This window comes from Alloacidobacterium dinghuense (assembly GCF_014274465.1).
Taxonomy (GTDB): Bacteria; Acidobacteriota; Terriglobia; order Terriglobales; family Acidobacteriaceae; genus Alloacidobacterium; species Alloacidobacterium dinghuense.
Genome location: NZ_CP060394.1, coordinates 3464044 through 3480186 on the forward strand (window position 1 = coordinate 3464044; position 16143 = coordinate 3480186).

Genomic DNA, 16143 nt, shown 5'->3' on the forward strand with positions numbered 1-16143 from the left:
CCGCGGACGGAAATGCAGCCGCGATAAGCAAGCAGCTGATCGCTCACTGGAACGGAGTCGCGATGAATACGAATTTGATTCAGGATGTGCGCTATGCGCTGCGGCAGCTGCGCAAGACACCGGGATTCACGATTACCGCGGTGCTGACGCTGGCGCTGGGCATTGGGGCAAATTCCGCGATTTTTACGCTGGTGAACGCGGTCCTGATGAAGAATCTGCCGGTGGCTGATCCCAAGACGCTGGTGCGTCTGGGCAATCATGACGATTGCTGCGTGGCAGGTGGGACAAGCGACAATGGTGAATACTCCCTGTTCGCGACCAATACATATGAGCAATTGAAGAAGAATGCGCCGGAATTTGAAGAGCTGGCGGCGATCCAGGCGGGCTTTACTTTCCGGCCTGTGACGGCGCGGCGCAATGGAAATGGAGAGCTGGCGCGGTCAGTGATGGGTGAGTTCGTTTCCGGCAACTATTTCCGGACATTTGGGCTGAATCCGCAGGCGGGCAGGCTGTTCACGGACACCGACGGTGTGCAGGGTGCGCCGATGGTTGCGGTGATGAGCTACCAGAAATGGAAGAACGATTATTCGGGCGATCCTGCGGTTGTTGGCAGCACGTTCTACATCAACACGAAACCAGTGACGGTTGTAGGCATTGCGCCTGCAGGCTACTTTGGCGACCGGCTGGTGAGCACGCCGCCGGACTTTTATCTGCCGATTGAGACGATGCCGGTACTGGCGAATGTCGCGTATGTGCATGATCCGGACGAGAACTGGCTCTATATCGTCGGCCGGGTGAAACCGGGAGTGCAGCTTGGCGCGCTGCAGGCCAAGCTGAGCGGATTGCTGCGGCAGATTTTTGCGAAGAGCGAGACGTTTTCGGGTCCACACCATGACGAACTGATTGCCAAGGCGCATATTGTGCTGACGCCGGGCGGTGGAGGGATCCAGTGGATGCAGGACGAGTATGCTTCGCATCTGCATCTGCTGATGTGGATCTCAGGGGCAGTGCTGTTGATTGCGTGCGCGAACATTGCCAATCTGCTCCTGGTGCGCGGTATGGCGCGTAAGGCTGAGATGTGTCTGCGGACGGCGCTGGGAGCGGCGCGGAGCAGGATTATCCGGCAATTGCTGACGGAGAGCCTGGTGCTGGCAGTGTTGGGCGGACTTGCCGGGTTGCTTGTGGCCTATGCGGGCACGCGCATGCTGCTGATGCTGGCGTTTCCGGGAGAGCAGAATGTTCCGATCAACGCGAGCCCGTCGCTGGAGGTGCTGGGGTTTGCGTTTGGGTTGTCGCTGGCGACAGGCGTGCTGTTTGGCGTGGCTCCGGCATGGATTTCAGCGCAGGCTGAACCAGCCGATGTGTTGCGCAGCAGTTCGCGGGCGACGGCTTCCGGGGCTTCGCTGCTGCAGCGCGCACTGGTGGTGGGACAGGCGGCGTTGTCGCTGGTGCTGCTGGTAGGCGCGGGATTGTTTTCGCAAAACCTGAACAAACTCCAGAGCATGGACATGAAGCTGGATGCGAAGAATCGCTATATCGTCCACTTCAATGCGCAAACGGCGGGTTATGCGCAGACGCAGGTGGAGGCGCTCTATAGAACGATGGAGGAGCGGTTCCATGCGCTTCCGGGCGTGAAGAAAGTGGGCATCAGCTCGTATACGCCGATGGAGGACAACAACAACGGCGATGACGTGACGGTCGAGGGCAAGCCTCCTGTGGATGGGACGTGGGCCTCGCACATCAAGGCGAATGCGGAGTATTTCGATTCGGTGGGAACGCGCGTAGTGATGGGGCGCGGAATCCGGGTGCAGGATACTTCGGCCACGCGGCCGGTGGCGGTAGTGAACCAGACATTTGTCCGGAAGCTGTTTGCACCGGGTGAAAACCCGATCGGGCAGCATTTTGGGGACGGCTCAGATTCCACCAGCGAATGGGAGATTGTGGGTGTGGTGGAAGATACGGCGTACACGAATGTCCGCTGGAAGAATCACCTGATGTATTTTGTGCCGCTGGGACAGAGACCGCTGGGGACGAAGGAGCCGATCGAAAAGGACGAGGACATGTATGTCAACGCAATCGTCCTCGAGACCGACCACCCGATGAACAACATGGAAACGCTGGCGCGGCAGACGCTCGCGGCCATCAATCCCAATTTGACCGCCCAGAAGTTTCAGACCTTCAATGCGCAGATTGCCGACCGCTTCACGGAAGAACGTCTGCTGGCTCGGTTGACGATGCTCTTCGGCGCTCTGGCCCTGCTGCTGGCGACGATCGGGCTGTACGGCGTCACCGCGTATACCGTGGTCCGGCGGACTTCCGAGATTGGGATTCGCATGGCGCTGGGCGCGGAGCGCAGCAGCGTGATCGGAATGGTAATGCGCGGGGCTGTGATTCAGACCTTGCTGGGACTGGCTATCGGGATTCCCGTAGCACTGCTCTGCGTGCGCTTCGTGAAGGCTCAGCTCTATGACATAACCAGCGTCGATACCACTGTCCTCGCCGCCTCGATTATGACACTCGCGTTCGCGGCAAGCATCGCTGGTTTCATTCCCGCGCGCCGCGCAGCCTCCATCGAGCCGCAGACCGCGTTAAGGCATGAATAGGCGATATGCGCGGCCACTATCGCCCGCGCATATCGCTCGAAGTCCCGCCCGCTGCCGGTACATAGCACTTCGTCGTGTAGTCCATTACCATGCGGTCGGCGTTGAATCTCCATCCAAGCGTGCGAATCGTCCGCTTCATGCGCTTGATCCAGCCACGCGGCAAACCATCGCTGTCGCGCTGGTAGTACAGGGGAACCACTTCCTCGCGCAGCACGCGGTAAAGATCCTCGCTGTCGCGATTGTCGTGCACATCCATCTGCGAATGCGTGGTGCCCTTGCCGATAGCGAATCCATTCAGTCCGTCGTATGCCTCAGCCCACCATCCATCCAGTATGGAAAGATTAAGTCCGCCATTCAGCACTACCTTCTGACCGCTCGTTCCTGAAGCCTCCAGCGGCCGCCGCGGATTGTTCAGCCAGACATCCACGCCCTGAACAAAATGTCGTCCCACATTAATGTCGTAATCTTCGACAAAGACAAACCGATCCGCGAAGACGCTGTCATACATCAGATCCGCAATCTGCTGCAGCACGCGCTTCCCGGGCTCGTCATGCGGATGCGCCTTTCCCGCAAACACAAACTGCACCGGACGCTTCGGATCGTTCACCATTCCAGTCAGCTTCTCAATGTCCGCAAGAATCAGATTGGCTCGCTTATAGGTAGCAAACCTGCGCGCAAACCCAATCGTCAGCGCATCCGGACTCAGCACCCGGCCCAGCTTCAGCACCGTATCGCTCGGCTCTTCGCGGCGAGTCGCCTGCTCCATCGCGCGCTGGCGCACAAACTCCAGCAGCCGCAGCTTCAGCCCAACATGCGTCTCCCAAAGCTCGCCGTCATCGACGCCCTCAATGCCCTCCCACGTGTGCGCGCGCCCGCTGCGCTCCTGCCATCCCGAACCGAGATGCCGGTCATAGAGACGCGCCATCTGCGGCGCAAGCCAGCTGTGAACATGTACACCGTTGGTGATGTGCCCAATCGGAACATCGTCCTCAGCCTTACCCGGGTACAGCCCCGTCCACATCTGCCGCGAAGCCTCGCCGTGTAGCGCGGAGACGGCATTCGCGCGCCGCGCGTGCTTTAGCCCAAGCACTGTCATGCAGAAAGTTTCTTTTGTATCACTCGGATGCTCGCGTCCCATCCCCATCAGTTGCTCGGCCGACAAACCGAGTTCATCGGCCATCGGCCCAAGATGTTCCTCAATCAGCGCAGCATCAAAACGGTCATGCCCCGCGGGTACTGGGGTGTGCGTCGTGAAAACAACCTCGCGGCTCACCCGTGATGCAGCAACCGCAAACGTCATGCCTTCCTCGCGCATGCGTGTGCGAATCGCTTCCAGAATGACGAAGCCGCTGTGCCCCTCATTCAGGTGCAACACGCCCGGCGTGATGCCCATAGCCTTCAGTGCGCGGAATCCTCCCACGCCCAGCAACAGTTCCTGCCGGATGCGCACCCGCCCATCACCGCCATAGAGACGCGATGTAAGCTCGCGATCCTCCGGCGCATTGCCTTCTATATTTGAATCGAGCAGAAACAGATTGCAGCGCCCAACCTTAACGCGCCATACTTTGGCGAGGATCGGTTTCTTCCGCGTTGCAATCTCGATCGTTACCGCCTTGCCGTCCACACCGATCGCTGGCTCCATCGGCAGTTGATTCGTGTCCGTGTCGAGATATTCTTCCTGCTGCCAGCCTTTCTGGTCCAGCGATTGCCGAAAATATCCCTGCCCGTAGAAAAGGCCAATCCCGATCAGCGGAATATCCAGGTCGGACGCGCTCTTAATATGGTCCCCGGCGAGCACGCCCAGCCCACCCGAATAGATCGGCAGCGACTCATGCAGTCCAAACTCCGCCGAAAAGTAAGCCACTGGACGAGGCCGCAAGATCCCCGCGTGGATGGCGCCCCATGTCCGATCGGCGTGCGTGTATTCCCGCATGCGCCGATACGCATAGTTGATACGGCTATGCAGAACCATTTCCGCGGCACGCTGTTCAATCTTTGCCAGCGGCATTTCATTCAGCAGCGCTACCGGATTGTGGTTCAGGTCGCGCCATCGCCTGGGATCGAGATCAAGAAACAGATCGCACGATTCCTGGTCCCAGCTCCACCAGATATTGCGCGCCAGGCTCCAAAGCCGCTCCTGCATCGGTGCAATGAATCGCGCCAGTGTACGCGCCTCGCTCACCGTCGGCGCCACCTGCATTGCGGCGTCGGCCAATATGCGAATCTCGTCTTCGTGAAAGTCGCGTGGCTCAATCGTCTGCACCACCAGCACGCCCTGCAGCACGCCGCGATCAATCAGCGGAACTCCAAGAAATGACTGGAAGGCGTCTTCGCACGCTTCTTTGATGTACTTGAAGCGTGGGTGGCTCTTCGCGTGTTTTACTGCGATGGGCCGCACCTGCTCCGCAACCAGCCCCGCCAAACCTTCATGCATCGCTAAGCGGAGGGTCCCGACGCACATGGGCGTCAACCCGACAGTCGCTGCAAGAACCAGATTCGCGCGATCCGGTTCCAGCAGATAAATCGAGCAGACATCTGTCTTGGAGTAGCGCGCAATCAGCACGACCACACGCATCAGCGTGTCTGCCGGCTGACTGCTTTCTTCCATTAATTGACTGATTTCTTCGAGAGTAAGGACACGACTCGCATCCAGCGATTCTGCAGCTTGGGACATGACCACCTTCCCCTTTTCCAGTTCAACGCCAGAAGGAATTGACGCTGCCGAGGATGAGCCCAAATCTACAAAACGCTTCGTCGAAGGATAACGATATATAGAAAAACTGAGCCCGCTTGCTCGACGAACTACACTTCGACACGGTTGGTACTCGACCGCCACGGCAAAAGTGTTAAAGATGACTAAGTCTAAGCACATCGGCCTGCAGGCGCAATGGGATTTTTCCTCTGCTGCGTCGCCTGTTCACCTCAGAACGCTCGCTATTATCAGGGATGACTTAAGGACATAAACTTTCAGGTTGCTGACACTCCTTGTGTTGATTCTTCAGGATCCCTGCGACGCTAAGCCTGCGAAATACTCCTCGTTTCCGATGTAATTGTTACCGTCGCTAGTACTTATTTCCCCGCGCTTCGTGAACTATTTGCACAAGCAGGAAAAAGGATGCTCATAATTTCAATTTTTTTAAAATTCCCTCTAGAAAATGCTTTTTTCTGCAAATCAAGTGTGTAGTATGCCTTTTAGCAATCCACTGAACCTTCTTCAAGGTCTCTGAATTTCGGGACCGAAATAGAAGAACCTCAAGCGGCGCACTCAAGTCATGGCGAAACCGCTTGGGTAGTTCTCTGCCTCATTCTCCTGAACGTGTGCGAGACTTCGGCTCGATCTTGCTGAGGCTATGCCTTGCAAAATGATCCGAAGACAATGTGTGCGATTGAGACTTCCCGGTGCCTCCGCAAGCCTAAGGCCCGGGCCAATGACAACGTCTTTGTAAGTGCTCGACCAGAATAGCCCTCAAGCACGCGACGAGGTTATTGCATCGGATGCAGACTTTAAAGCCGCAACTCGAAAAAAATTCCACTAGCAACACACAAGGGTAGTTAAATTGAAAACTTTCGCGCATTTCTCCCTCACCTTTTCACTACTCGTAATCCCCGTAACGTCTGCAGTCGCCGGCGTAACGATCAGCAGCCCAGGCAATGGCAATCAAGTGAGTTCGCCGTTCAATCTCTCTGCGTATGCTTCCTCTTGCTCCTCACAGAACGTGGTCGCAATGGGCTATTCGCTGGATGGCAGCATCGACACCACCATCCTGAACGGAACGTCCGTGCAAACCCAGGTCTCATCCGGAACCGGCTCGCACACTCTGCACGTCAAAGCATGGGGGCAGAATGGCGCCTCATGCGTCACCGATGTTGCTCTCACCGTCACCGCAGCATCGAACGCTCCCTACATCCCCTCGAATGCGGTCAGCGTCAGCAGCATCCAGACCTTGAGCAACTGGCAGGCAGTCTATGACGTCGGCACCTCGGGTGGCTATTCCACTGGAAGCATGAATTTGGTCGGCACTCCGTCACGCAGCGGCAATGCGCGTCAGTTCACGACGTGGTTTTCAAACTACGGCGGTGTTCGCTATCACACCACTTTCGGAGACGACAACGAATCCACCAACTTCCTCTATGACGTGTGGGTGTATCTCAACGATTCTGCCCCCTCCATCGGAAATCTGGAAATGGACTTGAATCAAGTCATGCCCAACGGCCAGACCGTGATCTTCGGCTTCCAGTGTGATGGCTACACCAGCACATGGGATTACACCGTGAACGGAGGAAGCGCCTGGAATCCTTCAGACCAGTGGGCGCACTCGGGTGCGTATTGCAATCCGCGTGGCTGGAGCAGGAACGCCTGGCATCACGTTCAGATCAGCTATTCCCGCGACAACTCCGGCAACGTCAACTACAAGTCAGTATGGCTCGATGGCCTGCAGGAGCCCATCAATGCAACGGCCTACTCTGCATTCTCGCTCGGATGGGCTCCGACGCTGTTGACCAACTTCCAGGTGGACGGACTTGGCTCCGGCGGAACACCTATCGTCTTGATCGACGACCTGACCGTCTATCGCTGGTGAGAGAACACGCGTAACGCTGGTTGGTAAGATCATTCATGGAACGCAACAGCCGGATCAAACGATCCGGCTGTTCTGCTTAGATCACCAAAAATCCAGCGCTGGCGATGATCAAATTCAATACGCTGTCTTCACCCGATCAGCCCACAAGTGACCGCAGTTCACCCAGAGCCCGATGTGCCGACGAGTCATACAGAGGCCGGCGCAGCAGTTCAATACAGTGCCGCTCGAATTCATAGGCCCCGGTATGCGGAAGCAGCCGCGCCAGGGAATAACACTTTCCCCAGGCCTCATGCGCTTCAATAAGGTGGTTCTCCACCCAGCAAAGCGCACTGCGTGCCAACCAGTAATCCACATTCAGGCGAGTCGGTCGCTTCGCCTCCATGCGCTCCCACCAGACACGAGCGCCGGCAGCATCGCGTCGCAAGAACGCAACACGGAAAACAAATGCGGCATGCAATTCAGCAGGAATGTCCGAAGCCGATTCCTGATAGACCGCTTCAGCCTCCGCCAGGGCCTGGCTCGCCTCGGCAAAGCGTCCGCAATCGAGATAATACGAACACGCATAGAGCCTCAGCAGCAGCCCCTGAAGTCCGTGCGTAATTCCCGCCGCCGCCCGCTGGATCGCATCTATGTCGTAATCCTTCGGCCGCAAGGGCGTCACCAGCGTCGACCCGACAATGGACATCGCTCGGTGATAGTCACCCCATGGACCATCAGAAAGGATCTGATAGATCTGCGCGCCGTCCGAATAGGAGTTTTTACTTCGAATCGGGATCAGGTTGAGAACGAAAGCCAGCAATGACAGAGTCGCCATCTGCGCAAGCAGCGAAAATTCCGACTCCCATCCGCTGTTCGGCGCCGTGATTGCCGCACCGAAGGCGAGCAGGCCAAAGATCAGACTGGCAAATGGGCCTGCGGCAATCATGCAGACACGGTACTCTCGGAAATGCTCCAGGCTCCTCGAAACCACGCCCGTAGCCCCGCCCAGATCAAAGATCTTCCGCGGAAGGAACTGAAACGTCCACCTGCCCTCGCGCACGCGCCATTGGAACGGGCCAACGAAGAAGGCGTGCAGTTTCATCCCAAGCGCCATGCCTATAACAGCGTGACCGCACTCGTGTACGGCAACCACAGCGAGCGAGGCAATGAGCACTTCGACCAAATATTGAAGCCCAGGATGCAGGCTTAGACCTTCCATGCGAGCCCAGCGTTCCCAGCCGTAGCTCCATGCCAGCCAGAACCCCACCACAGCCACGATCCAAACCAGCTTATCGAGGATCGGGTTGGTTCCATCGCCAGGACCGCTCCGCTGCGAAGAGGTTTTCTCACCCTCCGGCGCGGCGATGTCACGGCGCGAGAACGCGATAAGACCCGCAACTCCGATCCCTGACAAAAGCCAGCTCGGCTGCGCCTTGCTGGCTGCCGGAGAAAAGGCGGTCACAGAAACCCCCAGCAGCAGATACACGAGGCTGGCGACAATCCCCCAGTTCCTCGCCGAATCCTTTTCACTGAAGGCAGTCCACCACGCCATCGCAAAGACTGCAGCCAACACCATCGGTACGATTGCGCCGAGGGCAAACTTCCAGCCCGGCGACCAGTAGCCGTGAGCAAGACGTGCCTTCATCGGAAAAACAATGAAGGCAAAAGCTGCTACCGCGAAGCACCAACACAGGAACTTTCTAAGTCCGCGCATAATAGTTTTTTGAATTTCTGGGGGATGGTCAAACCTGGGGAAGGGTTATTTTGGGGGGTGATGCAAGATGCTTATGCTCTCTAAAACCGACTCCTAAGTCAAGCGCCTTTTCACCCACAATCGGTAAAGACACCATAGGAGATAAGCAACAATTTGTTGTCGAGCCGATCGCTAGCTAACTGGCTGTATAACAATAACATAGACTGGAGAGCCGAGAGCGCGGAATTTATCCCTGAATGAACCGTAATGGAGGAGTAGAAGACAGAAAAGGCGCAGCTATAAGCCCACCATCTTGCATCTCCGTATTCCCACACGAGATCGCGTATCCTGCTAACCATGAAAGCCCTCGCACTGGCAATCATCTGCCTGCTCCCGGTCATCGGAAACACTCAGGTCGAGAAGTCCGGCCCATGGGAGATGCAATCCAGCGGAACCACGGCGAGCCTGCGGGGCATCCACGCCGTGGGCGGCGGCGTAGCCTGGGCCAGCGGCACCAACGGCACCGTCCTGCGCACCGAGGACAGCGGCTACATGTGGCAAAGCTGCGCCATGCCGCCCGGCGCAGAAAAACTCGACTTCCGCGGCATCTGGGCCTGGGACGCGAACACAGCCATCGTCATGTCCAGCGGCCCCGGCGACCAGTCCCGCCTCTACAAGACAACGGACGGCTGCTCCCACTGGACCCTGCTCTACACCAACCCGGACAAGGATGGTTTCTGGGACGCGATTCAGTTCACCGAACGGGGCCGTGGAATATTGTTGGGAGATCCGGTAGCCATCCGAGGTGCGGACGGTAAGAACGATTTGGCATTGACAATCATGAAGACGCTGGATGGTGGAACAACTTGGATGCGAGATCTAGCGACAGAAGGCAGCGTTCGCGTAGCCGACGGGACAGGCGCCTTCGCTGCAAGCAATTCATCCGTAGCGATTTTCAAGGATCGTGTCTGGGTTGGCACCGGCGGCAAGAGTGGCGCGCACGTATACATCGGCAAGTTCGCTAGGCCGATTCCCCTAATGATGCTCGACTGGTCTGGACCGCTACCTGGTTCAGAACTCAGCCGCTACGTCCCCCTCCCGCTGGCCAGTGGAACCGATGCCTCCTCGGGAGTCTTCTCCCTGTCCTTCCGCGACGATCAGCACGGCATGGCCGTGGGAGGCGACTACACCAAGCCCAACGAATCCGCCGGAACCGCCGCCTGGACCGCAGACGGCGGCCAACACTGGACAGCAGCCGAGAAGCCGCCGCACGGCTATCGCTCCGCCGTAGCCTGGGACCTCGACGTGAGAGCGTGGATCGCCGCCGGAACCAACGGCTCCGACATCAGCTACGATGACGGCAAATCCTGGCAACCCCTCGACAACGGCAACTGGAACGCCCTAAGCCTCCCCTGGATCGTCGGCCCCAAGGGCCGCATCGCCAAACTAGGAGCCCTGCCGCCGCACAAATGATGGGTGCCCCATTCTTTCGCGCAGTATGCGAAAGGGTGGGAGACCACGAACCACGGATGAGCGAAAACCGCCCTCCCTGCGTCTGAGTCAGTAGTACGAGAGAACAGAGCGAGAACGGCGCGGGCCGGGTTTCAGGGGATTTTCCGGCCCGCAAGCTGGTATTGTGAAAAAGAATGGCAGAGTTCGTCATCAAGCTGGCCGATGAGCGCGGGCGCGTGCAGGAACAGATCCAGTCCGCCGCCTCCGCCGAGGAGTTGCGCCAGCGCTTTTCCCAGGCCGGCTACTACGTCTATTCGGTCAAGCCGCGCGGATTCGCCGGCGGCAAGAAAAAGGCGAAACTCGAGACTTTTCTTATATTTAACCAGCAATTCCTGACCCTTGTTCGAGCCGGACTCCCGATCCTCAGTTCGCTTGAAATGCTCGCAAAAAACCAGAAAAACCCGGCATTTTCCGCGCAATTGCAGAACGTAGCCGCGCGTGTTCGCACCGGCGAATCTATCTCCTCGGCCTTCGAAGCTCAAGGCGGATTCCCGCTCATCTACACCACCACGCTGCTCGCCGGCGAACGAAGCGGCAACCTCGAAGAAGTCCTGGGCCGATATCTCTCATTCCAAAGAGTTTCGCTGACCTTCCGCAAGAAGTTGCAAGCCTCGCTCGTCTACCCGGCGCTGTTGATAACGCTGGTCTTCGGCCTCTTCATCTTCCTGATTACCTTCGTCGTCCCGCGCTTCGCCCTGCTCTACGACCAGATCGGCACCAAACTGCCCTCGATTACGCTCTTCCTCCTCGCTCTCGGAAACGGCGCGCAGCACTACATCCTCTATATCCTCCCGGCGCTTGCCATCATCGCCTTCCTGCTCTACCGCTGGAGCAAGACCGACGGCGGAGCCGACCGCATCGACGGCATCCGCATCAAGCTGCCCATCTTCGGCAAGATTTGGCTGAAATACCAGGTGGCGCTGTTCTCCCGCACGCTCTCAACCCTGCTCTCCGGCGGCCTGCCCCTGGTACCCTCCCTCGAAACCGCAGCCCGCTCCATCGCCAGCAAACGCATCGCAAAAGCAGTCTTCGCTTCAGTGGGCAGCGTGCGCGAAGGCAAAAGTCTGGCGAAGAGCCTCGTCAACACCAAAGTCTTCCCCGAGCTATCAACCGAAATGATTGAAGTCGGCGAATCGACCGGCGCACTGCCGCAAATGTTGAATTCTGTGGCAGAATTCTTCGAGGAAGACGTACAGACCGCGCTTACTGCATCGCTGGCCTTAATCGAACCTGCGATCCTGATCGTAATGGGCGTTGTCGTAGTCATCATTCTGATTGCGCTTTATCTCCCCATCTTCTCCCTCAGTCAGGCAGGCACCTTCCAGCGATAAGGCTGGTTAGCGGTAAAGGATTCTTATGGCACAAGCACCAGCATTCATCCCGGTCGAGCAGGACGAGACAAGCCGCGCACAGGCGCTCGCCATCCGCTACCGCTGCGAGTTCGTCGATCTGAAAAACTTCCGCATCCAGCACGATCTCTTCCGCACCGTGCCCGTCGACATGATGTTCCGCTACAACTTCGTGCCGCTCGAGCAGCAGGAAGACCGCCTCGTCATCGCCGTCAGCGACCCGAGCCGCCTCATGGTGCTCGATGAGATCTCGAGCCTCCTCGGCCAGCGCATCTCCGCGCGCGTCGCAACGCTCTCGCAGATCACCGACCTGCTCAAGAAGACCGAACAGTCACAGCGCGTCCTCGATGAAGCGTCCGAGGGCCTCACCTTTGACGTTCTTACCGGTGAAGACAACTCCGATGAAAATATCTCGATCGAAAAGCTGACCTCCGAAGAAGACATCAGCCCGATCATCCGCCTCGTCGACACCACCATCTTCACCGCTCTCGAACGCCGCGCTTCTGACATTCACATCGAGACCTACGACGACTCAGTGCTCGTCAAGTACCGCATCGACGGCGTTCTGCAACAGGCCATGGCCCCTATCGCGCGCGAGCACCACTCGACCATCCTCTCGCGCATCAAGGTCATGAGCGAACTCGATATCGCCGAGCGCCGCGTGCCGCAGGACGGACGCTTCCGCGTCCGCTACAAGACGCGCCTGATCGACTTCCGTGTCTCCGTCATGCCGACCGTTCACGGCGAAAATGCCGTCCTTCGTGTCCTCGACAAAGAATCGATGAGCGAAAAGTTCCGCAAGCTCACGCTCGACGTCGTCGGATTCGCCGAAGACGACCTGCGCCGCTTCCGCCGCTACATCCGCGAACCCTACGGCATGGTGCTCGTCACCGGCCCGACTGGCTCTGGAAAGACGACCTCTCTCTATGCTGCGCTGAATGAGATCAAGAGCGACGAAGACAAGATCATCACCATCGAGGACCCAGTCGAGTATCAGATTCGCGGCATTACACAGATTCCCGTCAACGAGAAAAAAGGACTTACCTTTGCCCGTGGTCTGCGCTCCATCCTGCGCCACGATCCGGACAAGATCCTGGTCGGCGAAATCCGTGACCAGGAGACGGCGCAGATCGCCATCAACTCCGCGCTCACCGGACACCTCGTCTTCACCACCGTCCACGCCAACAACGTATTCGATGTCCTCGGCCGCTTCCTCAACATGGGCGTCGAGCCCTACAACTTCATCTCCGCGTTGAATTGCATCCTCGCCCAGCGCCTCGTCCGTACCATCTGCGAATACTGCGGGCACACCGTTCGCTATGACGAGGAAACCCTGGTCACAGGCGGACTCGATCTGGCAGAGTGGCGCAACTTCGACTTCCGCGAGGGCGCTGGCTGCATCGAGTGCGGCGGCACCGGCTATCGTGGACGAACTGCCATCCACGAACTGCTCGACCTGACCGATCCGATCCGCGAAATGATTCTCGACAAGAAACCCAGTTCGGAAGTGCGCAAGCTCGCGCAGCGTGAAGGAATGCAGTTCCTTCGTGAATCAGCGTTGGATCGCGTGCGGCGCGGCCTCACGACATTGAAAGAAATCAACAAGGTCACATTCATCGAGGCGACACGCTAGTGACATTTAATTTCCTGATTCCGGTCAAGGTCCAGCGTCCGCGTTTGGCATGTGATCTCACGCCCGAAGGCGTAGTGGCGGCGCGACTCGGAGACGCGGAACAGACGACCACGGCATTTGCTCCGCTTTTTTCTGGAGCACTGATCCCCGGCCTCAAGACGCCGAACATCGTTGATAAGGCCGCAGTCGTTGCCGCGTTGAAGCGCGCTCTCGATGCCCTGGAACCACGCGATAAACGCCTTACCATCGTTGTGCCGGATGCAGCCGCCCGCGTGCTGATCCTCGATTTCGACACGCTGCCCGCGAAACTCGCCGAAGCGCTGCCCGTCATCCGTTTTCGTCTGCGCAAGCTGGTTCCCTTTGACGTAGACGACGCGGCCATCAGCTATCAGATCATGCAGCAGACGACTGAGGAAATCCGGGCGCTCGTCACAGTGATACCACACGCTGTTCTCGTAGAATACGAAGAAGCAGTGCGACTCGCGGGGTATGAGCCCGGCGTTGTTCTGCCCAGCACGCTGGCATCGCTCGCGGGGCTTGTTCAGTCCGAACCTGCATTGCTGGTGAACCAGAACGGAAATTCGGTAACCACGGCAATCACGCGCGGCGACGAACTGTTGCTGCATCGCACCATCGAATTGCCCGGCGCGCAGGCTCAGCGGGATGAAGAGATTCGTCATGCTGTCACCGTGTCGATTGCCTATTTTGAAGACACGCTCGCATCTGTCCCCGATGCTGTTTTCTACGCCGGCCCTGGCGGCTCACAGGAGTTGGTGCGCGTGCTTGAGCTCGAACAGTTCCGTATCCGCGATCTGGTTTCCGCAGCAAATGCTGGAAACGGAAATACCGTACCCAAGGGCCTGATGGCCGGAGTGTCAGGAGCGCTCGCAAGCTAATGCGCATTACCGTCAATCTCGCAACACGGCCATTTATCGAGCTGAAGCCCGTCTACCAGCGCCTTCGCATCTGGATGGGCGCGCTTCTCATCTTGGCTATTCCCCTCTGGTTTCTCGCGCGCGTCGAACAGAAGAAGGCCAATGTCGCCACCGCGCGCGTGCGCGGTATGCAGGCCAGCGTGCAACAAATGCAGCGTCAGCAACAAAGCTATCAGGCGCTGATGCGGCAGCCGCAGAACGCCGCCGTGCTCACGCAATCCGACTTCCTCAACGATCTCTTCCGCCACAAAGCCTTTTCGTGGACAGCGACTATGAGCGACCTAGAAACTGTCCTGCCCGCAGGCGTACAAGTAATGAGCATCGAGCCCCTGGTCCTGCCGGACGGCCACGTGACGATACGCATGAGAGTCAGCGGCGCGCGTGAACGCGCCCTTGAACTGGTCAAGAACCTCGAAGGCTCGAAGCACTTTGCCTCACCCCGGCTTTCCGACGAATCGCTGGCCACCGCCAACACCGGAAATCAGCAGGCAACACCGGTCAACGGGCCTAGCGATGTAAATTTCGACATCCTCGCTGATTACCGGCCACTGTCTCTTGAGGGCGAGCACGCCGACAAGCCTGAGAAAGAGTCAGAGCAGAAGACAAAGGAAGGTGCGCAATGAAGAACGTGCGCAAACTCTTAACGCTTCTCAACCTGCACCTCGCAGGTGTAGTGCTGTTGCTCGGCATAAATCTGTTCCTGTTAACGCGACTCCTCATCGCGTGGCACGCTGCCAGTTCCGACCAGTCAGCTGACTACAACGCCGGGCACATGACCTACGTGCAGTTGCAGGCGCAGATGTCACACCTGCAGGGGCTGCCGGAAAAAGTAAACCTGGCCCACAGCGATGCCGACAAGTTCTACGCAGATCGCATTGCGCCCAACTACTCGACAATGGCAGGACAGCTCGGCTCGTTGGTCAGCAAGAACAATGTTCGCCTGACTCGCGCCCAGTACACTCCTGCACCCGCGATCAACGGGCTAACCGAAGTTCGCATCGACGCGAGCCTGAGCGGCGAATACACCGCCTTGATGCATTTCATCAACGATCTCGAACGCGACAAGGACCACGTCTTTTTCACCATCAAAACACTTACGCTCAGCGGACAGCAGGGTGGTTTGGTGAATTTGCGCCTGCGTATGACCACATATCTGCAATCAAGTGGTGACCTGCCTCCCACGCCGGCCAACGAAGGCAGTGCCAACAACGAAGCAATGCTGTCTCCTCAGGAGGTCCGGTGATGGCCTTGAGAGTCGGTGCTGAGGACAAGAAAAAAGTCATTGCCGCTGGCGTGCTTGGCGTTGGTGCTATTGGCGCCTTGGTTTATACGCTGATGTATATCTTTGGCGGAAGTTCCACTCCAGCGCCACCTCCGCCGATGCAGACTGCTGCAACTCGGCCAAGCCAGCCTGCTGCGCCATCCACGACTGGCGATCACGCTGCTGTCCGCATCCCGGGCATTGTCGCGAGCCTAGATCCAACGCTTCATCCGGAATGGATGGCCCAGGCTGAGTCGCTCGAATACTCAGGACATGGCCGCAACATCTTCTCGCAATTCTCCGCTCCGCCAGAGATCGAGAAGGTGCAGGCTCCCATTCGTCAGAGCGCAGCCGCTACGCAGGTTCCGCAAGGTCCGCCGCCTCCTCCACCGATTGACCTGAAGTTCTTCGGCTATGAGGCTCGCAAAGACGGTTCACGCAGGGCCTTCCTGCTGCATGGCGATGATGTCTTCATTGCATCGGTCGGAGATGTAGTAGATCATCGCTATCGGGTGCTGAACATCGCGCCCTTCTCTGTGCAGATTGAAGATCTCCCTTACCAGAACGCTCAACCCATACCTCTGGTCCAGAACTGATC

At 58.0% G+C, this 16143-nt stretch carries 11 protein-coding genes; 9 read left to right on the forward strand and 2 right to left on the reverse strand.

What is annotated here, in order from left to right:
- Positions 1-62 precede the first annotated feature (62 nt).
- The gene (locus H7849_RS14220; RefSeq protein ID WP_186740142.1) at positions 63-2603 is read left to right on the forward strand and encodes an ABC transporter permease; all 2541 of its coding nucleotides are present in this window, start codon (positions 63-65) and stop codon (positions 2601-2603) included.
- A 16-nt stretch (positions 2604-2619) separates the two neighbouring features.
- On the opposite strand, the gene glgP is transcribed toward H7849_RS14220, so the two are convergent.
- On the reverse strand, positions 2620-5277 hold the full coding sequence (gene glgP, locus H7849_RS14225; protein WP_186740144.1) for an alpha-glucan family phosphorylase: 2658 nt from the start codon (positions 5275-5277) through the stop codon (positions 2620-2622).
- An 883-nt stretch (positions 5278-6160) separates the two neighbouring features.
- Here glgP and H7849_RS14230 point away from each other — a divergent pair.
- Positions 6161-7183: a hypothetical protein gene (locus H7849_RS14230; protein ID WP_186740146.1), complete on the forward strand. Its 1023-nt coding sequence runs from the start codon at positions 6161-6163 to the stop codon at positions 7181-7183.
- A 136-nt stretch (positions 7184-7319) separates the two neighbouring features.
- On the opposite strand, the gene H7849_RS14235 is transcribed toward H7849_RS14230, so the two are convergent.
- Entirely contained in the window at positions 7320-8876 is a 1557-nt protein-coding gene (locus H7849_RS14235; RefSeq protein ID WP_186740148.1) for a M50 family metallopeptidase, read from the reverse strand.
- Between the two features lie 336 nt (positions 8877-9212).
- On the opposite strand from H7849_RS14235, the gene H7849_RS14240 reads away from it, so the two are divergent.
- The 7 genes from H7849_RS14240 (at position 9213) to H7849_RS14270 (ending at position 16141) form a co-directional block, all read left to right on the forward strand.
- Complete coding sequence (locus H7849_RS14240) at positions 9213-10328, forward strand: beta propeller repeat protein (protein ID WP_186740149.1); 1116 nt, start codon at positions 9213-9215, stop codon at positions 10326-10328.
- A 173-nt stretch (positions 10329-10501) separates the two neighbouring features.
- Entirely contained in the window at positions 10502-11698 is a 1197-nt protein-coding gene (locus H7849_RS14245) for a type II secretion system F family protein (protein ID WP_186740151.1), read from the forward strand.
- A gap of 25 nt (positions 11699-11723) precedes the next feature.
- On the forward strand, positions 11724-13349 hold the full coding sequence (locus H7849_RS14250) for a GspE/PulE family protein (RefSeq protein WP_186740153.1): 1626 nt from the start codon (positions 11724-11726) through the stop codon (positions 13347-13349).
- The gene (locus H7849_RS14255) at positions 13349-14245 is read left to right on the forward strand and encodes a type IV pilus biogenesis protein PilM (protein WP_251106271.1); all 897 of its coding nucleotides are present in this window, start codon (positions 13349-13351) and stop codon (positions 14243-14245) included. Before H7849_RS14250 ends, H7849_RS14255 begins: the two co-directional genes overlap by 1 nt.
- Positions 14245-14907, forward strand: a complete 663-nt coding sequence (locus H7849_RS14260; protein WP_186740155.1) for a fimbrial assembly protein — start codon at positions 14245-14247, stop codon at positions 14905-14907. The genes H7849_RS14255 and H7849_RS14260 overlap by 1 nt, the downstream gene beginning before the upstream one ends.
- The gene (locus H7849_RS14265) at positions 14904-15527 is read left to right on the forward strand and encodes a GspMb/PilO family protein (RefSeq protein WP_186740157.1); all 624 of its coding nucleotides are present in this window, start codon (positions 14904-14906) and stop codon (positions 15525-15527) included. The genes H7849_RS14260 and H7849_RS14265 overlap by 4 nt, the downstream gene beginning before the upstream one ends.
- Positions 15527-16141 (forward strand): P-loop NTPase family protein, encoded by a 615-nt coding sequence (locus H7849_RS14270; protein WP_186740159.1) that lies wholly within the window; start codon positions 15527-15529, stop codon positions 16139-16141. The genes H7849_RS14265 and H7849_RS14270 overlap by 1 nt, the downstream gene beginning before the upstream one ends.
- Positions 16142-16143 lie beyond the last annotated feature (2 nt).